Below are 16,482 nucleotides of genomic sequence, written 5' to 3' on the forward strand. Positions count from 1 at the left end.
GTTGCGACGGCCGGAGCTTGCAGCGCCGGTCACCCTCACGGGTGACAATCAGCATGGTGACCCACTCCACCAGCGCGTGCGGCAGGTCCAGTGATACAGGATAGACAACCAACGAGGCTCTCCGGCCAACGAGTTGAGACGTCAGACATCTCACTCAACCGTCGGAGAGCCTCGCTCGTTTCGCTGCCCGCTGACGTCACCCAGCCGTCACCCGATCGGTGCCCGCGCTGAAAACGCTCACTGGTCGGGTAGTTCCTGGGGGATGTTCTCGGATGCGAAACCCTGGCAACCTTCGATCTTGAGTGCGAGGAGCGAAGGAATGACCTGGCGGCGCGACCAGGCCGTGGAGGGGATTCGCCGCCGCCGATCGACAGGACGCTTGCGCAGGGCTTGCTGGACGACCGCGCGGCGGACGAGCGTGGCCTCTCTTTCGAGGAGTTTCCAGGTGGCTCCCCAGCGCTTGCCGTCGCGTTCGGGGCATCGGGGGGCAAGCCGCCCGAGCTCCTGCATCAGTTCCCCGTCCGGAAGGCTCAGCAACCGGTCGGCGATGGACAGGACCGCGCCGGCACCGATGGACGCGCGCGGCAGGTAGGTCCAGAAGACGCCTTCGTCGCGCGGCGCGCTCTGGACGGTGAAGCCGGGCAGTCGCTTCTCCTGCGCGGCGAGGTGCTCGTCGACGGCGGCTCCCTGCTCGAACGGGACCATGTCCGCCGTTGCCGGCCAGGTCGCGAGGACAACCGCGGTGATCGTCTGCAGGTCGGCGAAGGTCGCGAAGGCGTCCTCCGGCGCGGTTTCATCGTCGAGGAGACGATCGAGGCGGAACTGCAGTTCAGCGAGGTTCTGCGGCAGGGTCCCCAGGGGCGCGTCGGCCGGCTTGTCGAGTCGGTAGCCGCAGGTCACGGCGCGTTGTCCGGCCTGGGTGTTGCGGCAGGCGGCCGGGTGGAGGCCTTCCAGTCCGGGGTTGCCGATCAGCAAGAGGTGGTGACCGGGCCCGGATCCGTTCGCCGCGAGGCCGGACGGCTGGTGGCAGCCGGGGCACTCGTGCTTCAGCAACACGCGGTGTCGGACGCAGGCGAAGCTGGTGGCCAGTCGCCAGCGGCGGCGCCAGGGGCCACCGTGGCGTTCTTGGACGGCCGAGCCGTCTCCGGCCAGGCAGTGGGGGCAGTAGCGGCTGAACGAGGACAGGATCCAGGGCGGGGCGATCTGGCGGGGTTTGGGCAATTCGCCCGGACCGCGGGGCCAGCTCACTGCGTGGGCCGCCGGCGGGAACCGGCGGGCGAGTGGGTGCAGGGTCAGTTGGTCGACGGTCTGCGCGGTGGTCCCGATGATCCGGGCGAGTCGCTCGCGCCTGACGGGGTCGATGAAGAACAGGCGGCCGCTGGGGGCGATGGTCGCGGTGGTCTGGGCGCCGAGGAGGCCGAGCCGCCAGAGGATGTGTCCCGGGGGCAGGTGGAGGCGGTGGCCGAGGCGGAGGGCGAAGCCGGGCAGCGATTCGTCCGGCAGCGGGACCAGACATCTGGCCATGCGGTGGTCGGGGACGGCCATGGCTCAACCTGCCGAGCCGGCCGCCGCGGCGGGGCCATGGTCGTCGAAGACGGTGTTGCGGCCGCGGCGCCGGCGGGCAGGTGTCCGCGGGGCGGTGGCCGGGGGTGTGGGGTCGATCTCTTCCGGGGCCAGCTGCGGGTCGTCGCGGCGGATCACGATCTCGTCCAACGTGGCTTCGTCCAGCAGTTCGCGGCCGCTGTCCATGGCTTCCTGGCAGCCGTCCTCGATGAGACGGCTCAGGAGCCCGACGATGCCGTTCGTGCGGCGCATCAGATACTCCGGCATCGTGCCCTCGGTCAGCATGCCCGGCTTGGCGTTCAGCAGCCGCAGGTGGACCTCGATGCCGCACAGGTGCTGCAGGAACGCGTTGATCTGATCGCTGGTGGTGTAGCGGAAGCGGTCCATCTCGACCAGCTCGAAGCGGTGCTCCGTCTGGGTGGGCTCCAGGCCGTTGACGCGGCTGGACTCCACGGAGGGCAGCACCCACTGCTGCTGCCGCGCGTTCCACTTCGCCTCGCGTAGCAGCCCGGTGCCGGGGATGTTCACTCCGGTGAGGATCAAGGTGACGCCCAGGCTCATGAACGCGCGGATCAGGTCGAGCACGTCCTGGTCGTCGGCGCGGTGCATCCTCAACCGGCTGATGTCGTCCAGCACCAGCGCGCGAACCCCGTGGTCCCGCAACGTGTCGGCGACCAGCTGGACCAGGCGGGGCAGCGTCGCCGAGGCGCGCATGTCGGCCCGGAAGAACCGCAGGATCGCCTGGCAGGTGCTCTTCGGGGTGGCGGTGACCGGGGTGGAGACATAGACGACCGGCGCGTGCAGGTCGGCGGTGCCGGGGACGGCGGCAGGGTTGAGGAAGTCGTGGAGCTGTAGCCAGGAGTCCTCGAACGCTGCGCAGACCGCGCTGACCGTGGCGGTCTTGCCGTAGTGGCCGAAGCCGCTGACCATCACCCCGGCCAGCGTCGGGTCGTCCATCTTGAGCGCGTTGCCGTGCAGCCTCCGCTTGATCAGCCGGGTCACCTTCGCCGCCATCGGGGTCTGCTGCAGCGGCAGGTTCACGTTCGTCAGCCGGCGGAACATGTCGTAGTCGAAGCGGCGGTCGACGGGCAGCGTCGACCACTGCTTCGGGGTCAGGTGCGGCGGGGGCAGCAACTGGCCGCGGGTGCGACGGTAGTGCTGCCAGCCCTCGAAGGTGTCGCGGTGCAGCGTGGGCCGCAGCACGAGCTCGGCGAGCCGTTCCCGCGACGGCCACGTCTTCTGCGGACCGTCCGGTCCGGATACCGTCACGTGTTCTCCAGGGGTTCGTCGTCGGCCCGGTCGACCGGGGCGTGGGCGGGAAGGAGGAACAAGTTGCCGCGCAAGGAGTCCTCCAGCAGCGGCGGAGCCGTCAGCGCGGCGGGCTCCGCGCTCTCGCGCCGGCGGCGGCGGTCGGCGTCGACCGCCGCCCGGACGGTCCTGGCGTGCCGCTCCCACGGTTGCGGCATCGCCGCGGACTCCGGGACGGCGTCGGGCTGTGGCCGGTCGGCGGCCGCTGCCTGGGCCCGCGTGTGCTCGCGCGAGCGGGCGGCCCGATCCTTCTTCCCGGCCTGGCTCGGCCAGGCCGCGACCGGGGTGACCGAGCCCAGCAACCCCAGCAGGACCGGCAGCAGCTCGGCGTCCGAGCGCGGGGCCAGGCCGGCCCGCCTGACCTCGGCGAGGAGGTCGGCCGCGGTCTTGTCGGAGAACGCGGGGACCTCGCCTTCGGGCGGCAGCCCGTTCCATCGCAGCGCGTGCCAAACCTGGTGGTCGTCGGGGTCCTGGAAGAACACGGTGCGTCGGTCGCGCCGGTCGCTGGAGACGGCCCACTTGCCTGCGTGCCGGCCGCCGCGCTGCGACGGCAGCAGGTAGCGCGGCTGGTCGAGGACCGGAGCGTGATACCAAAGGCCGAGGATCTTCACCCCGCGACGCGGATGGATCTTGACGTGGTGCCGGCGAAGCAGCCGGTAGTAGAGCTCCGGCTCGGGGATCCGCAGGGAGAAGCCGCCCTGCTGCATCGCCGCCGCGAACAGCGAGTTCGGGCTGTGCCGCTCGCCCGGGCCCCAGGCCGGGGCGTACTCGCCCAGTTCCCTGACCTGCCAGACCTTCACGATCCAGGTCGCGATCAGGTGTTCCATCTGGGAGAACGTCAGCACCGCGTCCGCCTCCGGATCGCTTCCGCGGTCCGCGACGTCCGTTCCGGTGAACCCGAGAAGGTGCTCGAACAGCAGCGTCTTGAACGCGGAAAACGCGCGCTCGACGGCGAACTTGTCGGTCGGACGCAGAGCCCGGGCGGGCAGGACGTTGCAGCCCAGCTCCCGCTCCGCCGCGACCAGTTCGTGGCTCTTGTAGGAGCCGCCGTGGTCGGTGGTGACCGTCTCCGGGGTGAAGAACGGCAGGGCGGCGACCTCGTGACCGGCGAACTCGGCCACGATCTCGGCGGGGACGCCGGGATAGGGCCAGGCCATCTCCTCGCCCCAGCCCGGGCGCATCGGCAGCGGCAGCATCACGTCCCGCAGGAGCATGGCGACGTCGACCGACTGATCCGCCTGCGGGGTGAGCCGGAACGCTGGGACCGAGTGCGTGAACAGGTCCAAGCCGAGCGTGAGCGTCGCGCTCACCGGCTCCCCGAACACCGACTCGCGCAGCATGACCGGCAGCGGAGTGGAGTCCAGCGCCAGCACCTGACCCGGCCGGTGGACCACCACCCGGCCCTGGACGCCCGCCTCCTCCGCTGCCGCGGCCGACCGTAGGTAACGCTGCCGGCCGCCCTGCGGACCGAACCACTCCGCCCAGACCGCGGCCAGCGTGCCCCGGCAGGGGACCTTCTCGGTCGGGAAGTCGGGAAACCGCTCCGCGACGTACTGGTGCAGTAGACGGTGCTTCGCGCTCATGCTGATCCGCGAACGCCCTTCGCACTCCTTGCGGACTGCGAAGACCGCCTCGCGGATCTCCGCCGTGATGCTGCGGCGCGGACCGCGCCGCCGGGTCCACCGGCCGTCCGCGCAGGCCGTCAGCAGATCCTGCGGCGCGACCGTGGACAGCCCCTCGATCGTGCGCAGTCCCAGCCCGGCAAGTCCCAGCATCGCCGCCTCGCTGGCGGGCAGTGCCTGCAACTCGGCGACCTTCGCCCGCCGCCGCTCGGTCAGCGTCGTGGTCGAAGGATCGTAGGCAGGCCGCGGCTCGCCCGGCCTGGCCAAGGACGCTGCCCCCTCGCGGAACCCGGTCACCGCCTCCCGGACGTGCTCAGCCCGCAACCGGGCCCGCCGCAGCTGGTCTTCCGTCAGGTCCGCCAGGCCGACAGGCTGGATGCCCGTCCCCGCGGCCGGTGCGGACCCGGGTCGGCCCGGCCGGGCATCGGGATGGTTGACCAGCCAGGCGATCGAGCGGACCTCCGTCCGGCCCTCCTCGATGGCCAGCGTCAGCCGCCCGAACTGCGGCTCGATCCCGGTGACCGTCCACTCGACGCCGTTCAGCACCACCCGCGCGCCAACTGCCAGGTCGAACGCCCGCATCACAGGCCGCCGACGCGGGTGGGCCAGACCGGCGACGTGTCGCCGAGCGGCTGGCCCAGATCGACGCCCAGGCGCCGGTGCCAGAGCAAATGCGTCGCGTGCGCGCGGGCGACGGCCGGCAGGCTGGTCGCCGCCACCAGCTCACCGAACCGCAGCGGCGCCGCCGCCAGCAGTTCTCCCTCCAGACCGAGCCGGTCCGGCAGCGGGCGGCGCTGGGACGACAGGTGGTCCAAGCCGGTCAGCACGTGCTCCCGCCAGCCAGCCACCACCGAATAGCTCCAACCGCAGGCCGCCGCCGCCTCCCGGGCAGCGGCGAACTTCAGCCGGTCCTCCGGCTTGATCAGCCGCTCCGGGCGGACGTCGAAGAGCCGTACCCTGCCGCCGGGCATCACCGCCAGGAAGTCCGGGACATGGCGCGACCGACCGCCCCGGTGCTCGAAGTCCAGCTCGAACGGCTGCGGCAGGACCTCCAGCACGCCGACGAAGTCCAGCGCGAGCAGCAGACGCTGTTCCTCCAGCGACTCGAAACCATGGTGCCGCCCCGTGGAGACCATGAACTGCAGCCCAGGCCGGTGCCCCTGCCGAGACCGCCACGTGAACCTCCGCACCGGCCGCGACGCCGACACCGGAACCGACGCCATGTCCCCGAGCGGCCACGAGACCTCAGTCCCGCCGACCAGCCACGTACCCACCCAGCGACGCAGCCAGCCATCCGCCAGCCGAAGACGATCCCGCTCCGCAGCATCACCCGCGTACGCCACCAGCAGATCGTCCACGCCGCACACATCGGATCCGATCAAGGCCCCAGCCGAAGCGCCCACCGGTACACAGCAGCACGGCCGCACACCTCAGCGCTGCCCGAGACCACACATGACCACTACTCAACGCGACTCGACCAGCCCCCAGACCGCCGCTCGCAAACTACAGCTCGCATTCGCAAACTACCGATCGCAGTCACACCGGGGCGGATGTGGCGCCAGCGGGGAGCAGGGCCATTTCTTCCCGGGTGGAAACGGCAGGGTGGGACGGGTCCTCGTCAGCAAGGTTCGCCTGCCACTCGGCGAAGAGCTGCTGGGCAAGCTGCCGGTAGCGGGCGAACAGGGCTTCTGTGTCGCGCGTCAGGTCTTCCAGCGCCTGGCGAGCGCGTGCCACGTCGGCGCTGTGAGCTGCGCTGTCGAGCTCGGCGAAGCAGCGCGTGTCCAGGGTTCGCAGCTGGTCGGCGAGGTTAAGCAGCTCGCCGCGGGTTCCCTCCTCGGCCGCGCCGGTTTCTTCCCGGGAGGATTCGGCGGCTGCCGCTAGGGCGGCGTCGTGTCGCCGCTTCTCCCTGTCTCGGGCGGCTTTGGAGGAGCACGCTCGCGAGCAGTACTCCGGGCGTCGGCCTCGGCCGCCCCACTTGAGCTCTCCGCCGCACACGGCGCAGGCCGGTGCACCGAAGAGCATCTCGTTTCCGCCCGGGTTGAAAGTCATGGTCGGGATCGTAGCCCTGCCGCATGCCGCGTTTCCGCTCGGGTGGAAACGCGGGTGGTGTGGTCGGTGGCTGTCGGTCCGTCTGGCATGCACGACAGTCCTCCTCTGGGTGCATTGCGTGAGGGCTGGTGCGGGTCATCGGCCAGCTTGCCCGGGGACGCATCGGCTTGCCCGAGCGAGGGGCAAGCCTGCGAATTGATCTGATCGGGGTTCAGGCAAGATCCCGGGCAAGCCTTGCTGAGGAGAGTTCACGGCACGAGATCCGAGAGGAGTTGTGCCGTGTTCGATCTGTTGCGACCCGCTGGGGGAGTCTTCGGCCGCCTAGACAGCGACTGGGCGCAGCTGTGCGCGGATGCCCGGATGCGGGCCTGCGCGGTGCGGTGGTTGTCGGCGGCGGGGCTGGAGGCTGCTGGCGGCCCGGAGCAGGTGCTGGCCGTCGTGCGGTCGGGCGGTTCGCGGGGCGACGCGATGCTGCGGTGTCTGTTGGAGCAGGCCGGTGGGCGTGGTGGGTCTACGGTGCTGGCCGCGCGGGTGGTGGTGCAGGCGATGGTGCCGGCCGCGGTGCGGATGGCCCGGGGGCAGGTCCGCTCGTTCGGTGGCCGGACTTTCGACGAGGTCGGCCATGTCGCAATCGCCGCGCTGTTCGAGGCGGCTCGCTCGGGGCGGATCCACGGACGCCCGGGGCGGCCGGCGGCCAACCTCCTCCTGGACGCGCTGCGCCTGGTCTGCCGTGATCTGGCCGCCGACCGGGAGGCGCTCGGCGTGGACCTGCTCACTGCCGAGGAGGTGCCGGACCCGGCGCAGCGGCCGGCCGATCTGGTGTGGTCGCGGACGGTGGGCCGGGCGGCGGCGGATGCAGACCTCGAGTGGGCCGGGGCCGTCGGCGAGGGGGTTTCCGGTGCCCGGCTGGAACTGCTGGAGCTTCTCCTGGAGGCGATGGCGTCCGGCACGCTCTCGCCGGCCGACGGCTGCTCGGTCTCGTGGTTCTACGCCGCCGATTCGGTGCCGGACGGCCGGGCGGCGGAGCGGTTCGGCACGACGGCCGGTGCGTGGCAGCGCCGCCGCTCTCGTGCGGTGCGTGCGCTGAGGGACTCGTTGCAGACGGCCGCCTGATCCTCTCCCTCTCCTTCCGATCTCTTCCTCTTCCCTTCCTTGGAGGCTTCTCGATGCTGTGGGACGTGTGGTTCGCCCTGGAGATGGGCGTCCATCAGCGCCTGCTGGTCTTGGGGGTGCTGTGCTACCTGGTGGTTGGTGGCGCCTACCTGTCGGTCGTCGGCATCAGCGCCGACTGGGTCGGCCGCGGCCGGCCTGCGATCGGCGCGGACCGGGGCGCTGTGGTCGCCGCCGGTTTGGTGTGGGTGGTGCTGGTCCTGCTGTGGCCGGTCCCGCTGGTCCGTCGGCTCGTCCGTACAGCGCGACGGCGGTCGGCTGGTGCGGGCGGCGAGGTGCTGCAGTGGTCGCTGACTCCTCAGGAGCAGTGGGAGCAGGCTCTGGCTGAGGTGCCGCCTGCCTGGTTCCGCGAGGCCTACGTCGGCGTGCAGCAGCTCCTGGCCGTCGGCCGGGCTGTTGAGGCCCTGGGTCGGGCTGCGGTGCTGGTGGGCGACAGCAGTGGCGTCTTCGGGGACGGGCACCGGTTCACCGGTGATGCCCGCGAGCTGCTGGCGCACGCCGGACGAGCCGCGCTGTGCGGTCCGGGAGAGCGAGCGCTGCTGGCGGTGGACGAGAACGAGAGCGTGTATCTGCCTGCGGGGGTGGCGCTGTGACCACGGTCGACGAGGCCGCCTTGGGTGGGCTGGCGGCGGACGAGGAGCGGGTGGCGCGGGCGCAGCGGCTGCTGGTCGGGCTCGGTGCGGCGCTGGTGCACCGGCCATTCGATACGGAGACCCATGACCGGCTGCGGGCCTTTTTGGAACAGGACGCGGCGCGGGTGTTGGAGTCGCTGCGGGTGCTGGAGCAGTGGCCTGAGGAGCGGGTGCGGGCGCGGATCGCGGAGCTGACGGGTCGGCGGTTGTGGGCGGCGGTCGCGGGGGGTGCGGCGTGAGGTCGTGGTGGAAGCGGTCGTCGGCGAAGCCCGGCGCGGTGGGCGACGGCCGCGTCGTCGAGGCCGGCGGTTGGTCGGTCGGCGGGCGGGCGAACGCGGTGGCCGCGGTGCGGTGGGCGGCGTGGGGGCTGCTGGTGCTGGGGCCGGTCCTCGGTGGCGCGGCGTTCGTGTCGGCCAGCTCGGCGGCGGCTCCGGTGCGGCCGGTGCCTGCGGCGGCGCCGGCTTCGGGCGGGCAGGGCGCGGCGGGGTTTGCCCAGCTGTTCGTCGCGGCGTTCATCGGGGCGGGCGACGGCGACCAGGCCGAGCTCGCCGCGTACTTCCCCGGCGCGTCGGCGCTGCACTTCGAGGGGACGCCGGGCCAGCGGCGCGGGGAGCAGCTGACAGTGGTGCGTCTGCGGCAGACCGACCGGGACGTGTGGTCGGTGACGGTGGCGGCCCGGATCGTCGACCGGTCGGCGCCTTCGGCCTCTCCGTCGGCTGACTCCGGGCCGGGCAGGCAGGGTTCGCAGCCGGGCGCTGCGGGGGCGGTGCGCTATTTCCAGGTGCCGGTGGCAACGGCTGCGGCAGCGGACGGGTCGAGCGGGTTCGTCGCGCTGGCGATGCCCGCCGAGGTGTCCGCGCCGGCCCGCATCGATGCTCCGGCGCTGGTGTACGGGTCGGTGCGGCCGGCGTTGCCGTCCGATCCTCTGGTGCAGGCGGTGGGGTCGTTCCTGGCGGCGTATCTGACGGGGTCTGGGGCGCCGCTGGACCGGTTCCTGGCGCCCGGCACGCGGATCGGCCCGGTCCTCCCGGCCCCGTATACCGCGGTCGCGGTCGACCAAGTCGCCGTCGAGGGCAGTGATGTGGCCGGGGCGGTGCCGCGTGACGGGGTTCGGGTTCGGCTGCTGGCCGTCGTGCGGGCAACCGGGCCGGACGGCGCGCGCGTGCCCCTGTCCTATGCGTTCACGCTCAGCGCCCGGGCCGGGCGGTGGGAGATCGCGGCGCTGGAGGGGGCCCCGGCCGAGGCGGACGGTTCGGTGCCCGCGCCCGGCCAGTCCTCCCCTGTCGGCCCGTCCACTGCCGCCCCTCACTGACCGCATTACGAATTCCTTCCCCTGTCCCTTTTCTGAATTTCTCGAACGAGGAGAACCCACATGCACACGATGGTGCTCGCGGCCGGCTGGATCAGCACCGGCAGGGGCCTTGGCGGCGACATCCGCGACCTGATCTTCAACGTCGGCATCCCGGTGCTGTGCGGTCTGTTCGTCCTGGTGGTCGGTTGGAAGACACGAGCGCCGGGGCCGACGATCGTGGCGTGCATCCTCGCGGCGGTCGTGTGGGGCCTGGCGGCGCACATGGACACGCTGAAGGACAAGGCCACCGAGGACATCACGCACTACGACACCGTTCAGCGCGGTGACCGGTGAGTGCCGCGGGCGCCGGCGGGCCGGACGACGAAGAGCTGGTGGGGCGCTGCTTCACCAAGGCGCGGCGCACGCCCGTGGTGGTGGGCGTGGTGCCGGGCGGCGGTGGGCAGAGCCTGCGGCTGCCGGGCGGCCCGTACACGGTGACCCAGCTCGGCGCGATGGTGGCCGCGGTGGTGGTTTTGGTGCTCTCCCGGCCGGTGTGGGGGCACCACGGGTGGGTGGACCTGGTGGTGATGGCCGGGGTGCCGTTCGGTGTGGCCCTCGCCCTGCGGCGGGTGCACATCGACGGCCGGAACCCGGTGGCGGCCCTGGCCAGCGTGGCGGTGATGGCCACGGGTTGTGGGACCGGGCGTCTGCACGGGCGGGCGTTTCGGCCTGCCCGGCCGCGCGTGGGCCGGGCGGTGGTGACGGTCGGCGCCGACAGCACAAAGGCGCTGCCGGCCCCTGCGGCCGGGGCGGTTCCGTCGCGTGTTCAGGGTCTGCTGGCCAGCCGGAACGGTCAGGAGGTGGCGCTGTGAAGCTGCCGGTCAGGCATGTCGCCGGGCATGTCATCTGGACCACGCACGGGACCTGCTGGGCCCTGTGGCGGGTGGAGGCGGCCAACGTCTCCTTCGCATCCCCGGCGGTGAAGCGGGCCCGGCTGCAGGCGATCGAGGCGCTCGTGAAGTCGCTGGTCGGCGAGCCGATGCTGCTGAGCCTGTGCCCGCAGGTCGACCCGGTCTCCGTGGTCCGGTCGATGATCACCGGAGTGGACCTGGAAGCCAGCCCCCGCTGGGAGCAGCTCGGCCACCGCGTGCTGGACGAGCTGGAGCAGATGGAGCTGACCGGTCGCACCGACTGGCTGGCCGTCCCGCTGCCGTCGCTGTCGTGGCGGGACTCGCTGGCTGGCATCGTCTCGGCGGCCCGCGCCGAGCTGGACCTGCAGCTGGGCCTGCTGCCCGCGGCGATCGGCGACGCCGAGGTGCAGCGGCGGATCGAGCAGGCGCGGGCGCTGCAGGCACGCTGGCCCGGTGGGGTGGCGATGCGGCCCGCCAGTGAGGCCGAGATCCTGTGGATCTACGGGCACAGTGCCCGGCGCGGCCTGGTGGAGCCGCTGCTGCCCGACGGGCCGGGACCGGCGCTGCGCGGCCGCGGCCGGGTGCCGGCCGCGCTGGGCGAGGTGCTGCTCGCCGAGGGCGGCGCCGACTTCACCGGCCGTCGGCCGACGGGTAATCCGTTCCGGCGGCGGTTCCTGCAGGTGTCCACCGAGTGGGGCGATTCCCACCAGGCGCTGCTGGCGCTCTCCGAGATGCCGGAGGCGTTCGCGCTGCCCGGCGCGGCCTATCTGCAGCAGATGGACGCCCTGCCCTACCCGGTCGACTGGACGGCCCGTCTGGTCGTCGTGCCCGGCGCCACGGCCGAGGCGACGGTCCGCCGACGCTCGCGGCACCTGCGCGCCCAGGCCGCCGAGTACGAGGGGGACCCGGCCGGTCCTCCTGCGTCGGTGGCCCGGCACTCGGCGGACAACGACGAGTACCGCGACCGGCTGATGGCCTCGGCGCGGGAGGTGGAGGTCCGCGCGATGGTCACCCTCGCCGTGTGGGGAGCCACGGCCGAGCAGGCGCAGGAGCGGGCCGCCGCGCTGTCGTCCGATTTCGGCGCGTGCGAGTACACCTTTGCCCGGCCGGTGGGCGAGCAGGCGGCGTTGTGGCACGCGATGCTGCCCGGCTGCCGCACGCCGCGGGTGATGCTGAGTTACGCGCAGTACCTGCTGGCCCGGGACTTCGCGATGGCGATGCCGTGGTGCGGGTCCCAGCTCGGCGACGAGCAGGGCGCGCTGTTTGCGCTGCAGCTGTCGGCCGGCGGCGGCGCGCGGCCGGTCCTCGTCGACCCGGCCCGCGGGCCGCGTGCGGACGCGTCCGCGTCGATGGCGTTCCTCGGCGAGCTGGGGGCCGGCAAGTCCGTTGGCATGAAGACCGCCGTGTTCAACGTCCTGGCCCGCGGGCGCACCCGGCTGGCGGGATCGCGCGGCCGCGCGGTGATCGTGGACCGCACCAAGGACGAGGAGTGGGTGCGCTTCACCGCGGCCTGCCCCGGTACCACCCAGGTCATCCGCATCGACCAGGACGCCGAGGTGAGCCTGGACCCGCTGCGGCTGTACGCCGATGCGCCGAAGGCGGCGGCCCGGTTCTGCGAGTCGTTCCTGACCCTGCTGCTCGGGGTGCGGCCAATGGACCTGGAGGGCGTGGCCCTATCGGAGGCGGTGCAGGCCGTCCTGCAGCGGCCCGCGCCGAGCATGCGCGCCCTGGTCGACGAGCTCGCCGAGCGCGGCACGGACGACGGCGCGGCCAAGGCCCTGGCCCGCAAGCTTCGGGCGGTCGCCCGCAAGGACCTGGCCGCGGTCGTCTTCGACGAGGCGCTGCCCGTCGTCGACACCCGCCGCGCGGACGCAGTCGTCTTCGCCGTCCGTTCCCTGCAGCTGCCCAAGCGCGACGAGCTCACCTCGGAGCACCGCATCGAGCGCCTGGAGTTCGAGAAGGTCCTCGGCCGGGCCGTGATGTACCTGATCGCGGCCGTCGCCCGCGAGACGGTGATGGCCGACCCGCGGGAGTTCGGCGTCGCCGTGTTCGACGAGTGCTGGTGGCTCACCTCCAGCGACGAGGGCCTGGATCTGCTGCTGGAGCTGATCCGCGACGGCCGCAAGCACAACGCGGCCGCATACGTCGGCTCGCACGACCCGTTCGACATCGGCCCCGCCGACAGCGAGAAGGGCACCGTGGTGCGCGGCCTGATCCCGCATCGGCTGGTCTTTCGGCAGACCAGCCGGGACCTCGCCCGGCGCGCTCTGGCCTTCCTCGGCGTGGACGGCGCCGACTCCCAGCTGCTCGAGACGGTCACCGCCGGCCTGTCCCCGGTTATCGACCTGCCCGAGGCGGAGCGCAGCCGGCGCGCCGGCGAGTGCCTCTACCGCGACCTGGGGGGCCGGATCGGCCTGATGAAGGTCCTGATTCCCCTTGACCCGCAGGCAGCTGGCGCGATCCACACCACCCCCACCGGCCGGGTCGCGGCATGAGGACCTGTACCGGCCTGCGTGTGCGGGCGTGGTGGCGGTGCCTGCGCATCCTGGGGCCGGCCCGGGTCCGCGCGGCGCTGCTGCTGTCCGCGCTCGCCGCCACCGCCCTGACCGTCCTGGCATCCGTGCCTGCCCATGCCGATCCCACCCCTGCGCCGGGCCCGACCGTCACCGTGCCTGCCGGGCCGAACGCGCCCACGCCGCAGGAGCTGGAGCAGATCCAGCAGATCCTGCGGGAGCAGGGCGAGAAGCTCTCCCCCGAGCAGCAGCAGGCCCTCCTGAACGCGGCGACGAAGCGGCTGCGCGAGCTGCTGCCCGCCGAGGGCGGTGTCCTCGGCGTCTTCAACGTCACCGACCGCGGCGGCATGCCGATCTCCGCCTACACCATCCAGAGCGACACCGGTGGCGCTCTCGACTGGGACCTCGGGCTGGAGAACCTGTTCGCCGAGTTCTGCTTCATGGTCACCAAGTGGGCGATCTGCTTCTGCTGCTGGCTGGTCTCCTGGGCGCTGTCGTTCGGCCTGGCCAAGATCCTCATGCAGCCGGTGCTGTCGGTGGCGAACTCCCTGCACACCCGCGTCATCGTCGAGATGGGCCTGCCGTCCGTGGCGCTCGCGGTGTGCGCGCTGCTGTGCACCGCCCGGATCTTCTTCGGCAACAAGGCCCGCGGCTGGGGCGACGCAGCCCTGTCCGTCCTGCTCGCCGCGCTGACCACCACGCTCCTCGTCTCGCCGCCGCAGACCCTGCTCGGCTCCGACACCGGGGCGATCGCCGCCGCGCGCGGCCTGGCCCTGGAGGTCGCCGGCGTCGTCCTGGACGCCGACCCCGCCCGCACCCACCCGATCGGGCCCGTCGTGCCCACCAACGAGGCCTCCGTCCCGGCGCTGGTCCGCCCGCTCACCGACGCGCTCACCGATGCGTTCATCGTCCGGCCCGCCATGCTGCTGCAGTACGGGCGCACCTTCGAGGGCGACTGCGCGAAGGCGTACTCCGACAGCAAACTCGCCCAGCTCGCCTACGACCGGCAGCTGGCCGCCCGCGCCGCCACCCTCAAGAAGGTCACCGGCCTCGCCGAGTACCTGCCGTTCGGCTCCGCGATCACCTCCTGGTACGACACCCAGATCGACATGAGCACCCGCTGGACCTCCGACCACTTCGGCAGCCCGCCCATGGACGCCTTCGAGAAGAAGTGCGTACCCGGCGACGCCTCGGCGGCGAAGAAGGCCAGCCTCGACAAGGTCGGCGGCGCCCTGTTCCTCCTCGTCGCCGCCCTGATCGTCACCATCCTCATCTGCGCCCTAACCGGGTCGTTCCTCGTCGCACAGTGCCGCATCGCGTGGGACGCGATCCGCGGCGAGGCCGCGCTCGTCGCCGGCACCATTCCAGGCGCCGGCCGCGGCTTCCTGTGGGACTGGTGCGCCTCCGTGCAGCGTTCCCTCGCCCTGATGATCACCAGTGTGCTCGGCCTGGCCGTGTTCATCGTCGTCATCCGCGCCGTCCTCGACCCCGTCCAGACCGACTGGGGCTCAGAGCTGACGCTGCGGTTCCTGTGCGTGGACCTGGTGTGCATCGCCGCCGTGAAGAAGCGCCGCCAGCTTTCCGATCGCACCCGCCAGGTCGCCGCGAACCTCCGCACCAAGCTCACCGGCGCTGGCATCGGCGGCACCCACGGCAGCATCTTCACCCCGCCGCCTCCCACCGTCGCGAAGAAGCCGGCCGTCGCCCGGACCGCGGTGCGCACCGCGGTGCGCACGACGATGGCGGGCGCAGCCCTCCTGCAGGGCAACCCACTCGCCGCGATCGGCTACGCCATGCCGCAGTCGGTGGGCGCCACCGCGTTGCTGTCCCGCCTCGGCGCCGGCGGCCGCACTGCGGGCCGCCGCCCCCGTCCGAAGGCCGCCAGCGGTCGGCCGGCTGCCCCGGCAGGTCGCCCTCGCAGCAGCAGCGCCGTCCCGGCCAGACCACGCCCGGCCAGCCGCGCCCCCGCCGGGCCCCGGCCATGCCCCCTGCGCCCCCGCCCCAGCAGGCAGCACCTGCGCCAGGCGCCCCGGCCGGCCAGTCCTCGCCGACGGCGCAGCGGCCGCGCCGTGTCCCGCCCCAGCCGGCTGCCTCTCCCCGCCAGCAGCAGCTGCGGCAACGGCTCGACCGGGTTGCCCGCAGGACGCCGCCCGCAGGCAGGCGCAGAGGCAGGCCGTGAAGACGAAGAAGAAGGCGTGGGCCGTGGCCGCGAGCGTCATGGTGGTCCTCGCGCTCGTCCTGGCCGCCGCCATCGCGGCCCACGCCGCAGGCCTCGCCCAGGACCAGGCCGAGGAGGCGGCCCGGCGCTCCCGGCTGCGGTGCGACCCGGCGGGCTCGGCCGATGCCGGGCAGATCACCCAGGCCGTTCGGGCCCTGCTGTCCGGCGCCACCGGTGACGTCGCGGTCCCGGGCCTGTCCTCGCCGTCCGAGCAGATCCCCAACGCCAAGGCCGTGGTCGCCACCGGCCTGCAGATGCAGATCTCGGCCCGCGGACAGGTCATCGCCCTGGCCACCGCCCTGCAGGAGTCCGACCTGCGCAACCTCCCCTCGGGCGATCGGGACTCGCTCGGCCTGTTCCAGCAGCGCCCGTCCCAGGGCTGGGGAACCCGCGAGCAGATCCTCGACCCCGTCTACGCGTCCACACGGTTCTACAGCGTGCTCCGCTCGGTCGACGGATGGGAGCAGCTGCCGCTGACCGTCGCCGCCCAGCGGGTCCAGAGGTCGGCGTTCCCGGACGCCTACGCCAAGCACGAGCCTCTCGCCACCGCGCTGCAGCAGGCGATCGCGCCCGCGCTCGGCCCGGCCGTGTCGGCACCGGGTGGGGCGCTGACAGTTGCTGCGGCCGGCTGTACGGCAGGCGACGGGGACACGGCTGTCCCGGCCGGGGCGCTGCCGGCCGGCTACCGGATCCCGCCGACCGCTCCCCCAGCGGTGCAGACCGCGATCCGGTGGGCACTCGGCCAGCTCGGCACCCCCTACCAGTGGGGCGGCAGCTGCACCGACCCCCACGGCAGCGACCCGGCCGGGAGGTGCGACTGCTCCTCGCTCGTCCAGCGCGCCTACGGCGTCGTCGGCATCCGGCTCAGCCGCACCACCTACGACCAAGTCAACGAAGGCGTGGCCGTGCCGGCCGGTGCACTGCTGCCGGGCGACCTGGTCTTCACCCGCGGCACAGCAGACCGCCCCGAACACGTCGCCATGTCCATCGGCGACGGACTCCTGGTACAGGCACCGCGGACGGGACGCAACGTCGAGATCGTCCCCCTGGAGGGCCACGGGCAAGTCCTTGCCGCCCGGCGGGTGGCATAAGGCCACCTTAAGCTCCGATCAGCCTCACCAATTCACCGTGGTGACCAGGCTTAGTGACGGAGCATGAGATAGGCGTAGGAGGGTGCCTCGACCTGTGATGATTCAGCTTCTCAA

At 72.6% G+C, this 16,482-nt stretch carries 13 protein-coding genes and 1 pseudogene; 8 read left to right on the forward strand and 6 right to left on the reverse strand.

Going from position 1 to position 16,482, the window contains the following annotated elements; all coding sequences use genetic code 11:
- The 6 genes and pseudogenes from AB0442_RS38230 to AB0442_RS38255 all read right to left on the reverse strand — a co-directional run.
- A pseudogene (locus tag AB0442_RS38230) lies at positions 1–112 on the reverse strand (IS5/IS1182 family transposase); the annotation flags it as partial.
- A gap of 125 nt (positions 113–237) precedes the next feature.
- Complete coding sequence (locus AB0442_RS38235) at positions 238–1,545, reverse strand: TniQ family protein (RefSeq protein ID WP_366168142.1); 1,308 nt, start codon at positions 1,543–1,545, stop codon at positions 238–240.
- Positions 1,546–1,548: 3 nt separating this feature from the next.
- The gene (locus AB0442_RS38240) at positions 1,549–2,832 is read right to left on the reverse strand and encodes a TniB family NTP-binding protein (RefSeq protein ID WP_366168143.1); all 1,284 of its coding nucleotides are present in this window, start codon (positions 2,830–2,832) and stop codon (positions 1,549–1,551) included.
- Positions 2,829–5,075 (reverse strand): transposase, encoded by a 2,247-nt coding sequence (locus tag AB0442_RS38245; protein WP_366168144.1) that lies wholly within the window; start codon positions 5,073–5,075, stop codon positions 2,829–2,831. The genes AB0442_RS38240 and AB0442_RS38245 overlap by 4 nt, the downstream gene beginning before the upstream one ends.
- Positions 5,075–5,851, reverse strand: coding sequence for a TnsA-like heteromeric transposase endonuclease subunit (locus tag AB0442_RS38250; RefSeq protein ID WP_366168145.1), 777 nt, complete (start codon positions 5,849–5,851; stop codon positions 5,075–5,077). Before AB0442_RS38250 ends, AB0442_RS38245 begins: the two co-directional genes overlap by 1 nt.
- 178 nt (positions 5,852–6,029) lie before the next feature.
- Positions 6,030–6,542, reverse strand: coding sequence for a hypothetical protein (locus AB0442_RS38255; RefSeq protein ID WP_366168146.1), 513 nt, complete (start codon positions 6,540–6,542; stop codon positions 6,030–6,032).
- Between the two features lie 426 nt (positions 6,543–6,968).
- Between AB0442_RS38255 and AB0442_RS38260 the strand changes: the two genes are divergently transcribed.
- From AB0442_RS38260 to AB0442_RS38295, 8 genes are all read left to right on the forward strand, one after another.
- On the forward strand, positions 6,969–7,655 hold the full coding sequence (locus AB0442_RS38260) for a hypothetical protein (RefSeq protein ID WP_366168147.1): 687 nt from the start codon (positions 6,969–6,971) through the stop codon (positions 7,653–7,655).
- 53 nt (positions 7,656–7,708) lie between these two features.
- On the forward strand, positions 7,709–8,305 hold the full coding sequence (locus AB0442_RS38265) for a hypothetical protein (RefSeq protein ID WP_366168148.1): 597 nt from the start codon (positions 7,709–7,711) through the stop codon (positions 8,303–8,305).
- Positions 8,302–8,583, forward strand: a complete 282-nt coding sequence (locus AB0442_RS38270) for a hypothetical protein (RefSeq protein ID WP_366168149.1) — start codon at positions 8,302–8,304, stop codon at positions 8,581–8,583. The genes AB0442_RS38265 and AB0442_RS38270 overlap by 4 nt, the downstream gene beginning before the upstream one ends.
- Positions 8,584–8,621: 38 nt before the next feature.
- Positions 8,622–9,656, forward strand: a complete 1,035-nt coding sequence (locus AB0442_RS38275) for a conjugal transfer protein (RefSeq protein WP_366168150.1) — start codon at positions 8,622–8,624, stop codon at positions 9,654–9,656.
- A gap of 60 nt (positions 9,657–9,716) precedes the next feature.
- Positions 9,717–9,989, forward strand: a complete 273-nt coding sequence (locus AB0442_RS38280; protein ID WP_366168151.1) for a hypothetical protein — start codon at positions 9,717–9,719, stop codon at positions 9,987–9,989.
- Positions 9,986–10,507: a hypothetical protein gene (locus tag AB0442_RS38285; protein ID WP_366168152.1), complete on the forward strand. Its 522-nt coding sequence runs from the start codon at positions 9,986–9,988 to the stop codon at positions 10,505–10,507. The genes AB0442_RS38280 and AB0442_RS38285 overlap by 4 nt, the downstream gene beginning before the upstream one ends.
- Positions 10,504–13,041 carry an ATP-binding protein gene (locus AB0442_RS38290; RefSeq protein WP_366168153.1) on the forward strand — a complete coding sequence of 846 codons (2,538 nt, stop codon included), beginning with the start codon at positions 10,504–10,506 and terminating at the stop codon, positions 13,039–13,041. The genes AB0442_RS38285 and AB0442_RS38290 overlap by 4 nt, the downstream gene beginning before the upstream one ends.
- Positions 13,042–15,276: 2,235 nt before the next feature.
- Positions 15,277–16,368 carry a C40 family peptidase gene (locus tag AB0442_RS38295; protein WP_366168154.1) on the forward strand — a complete coding sequence of 364 codons (1,092 nt, stop codon included), beginning with the start codon at positions 15,277–15,279 and terminating at the stop codon, positions 16,366–16,368.
- Positions 16,369–16,482 lie beyond the last annotated feature (114 nt).

Origin of the sequence: Kitasatospora sp. NPDC085895, assembly GCF_040702125.1 — a bacterium.
GTDB classification, from domain to species: Bacteria; Actinomycetota; Actinomycetes; order Streptomycetales; family Streptomycetaceae; genus Kitasatospora; species Kitasatospora arboriphila.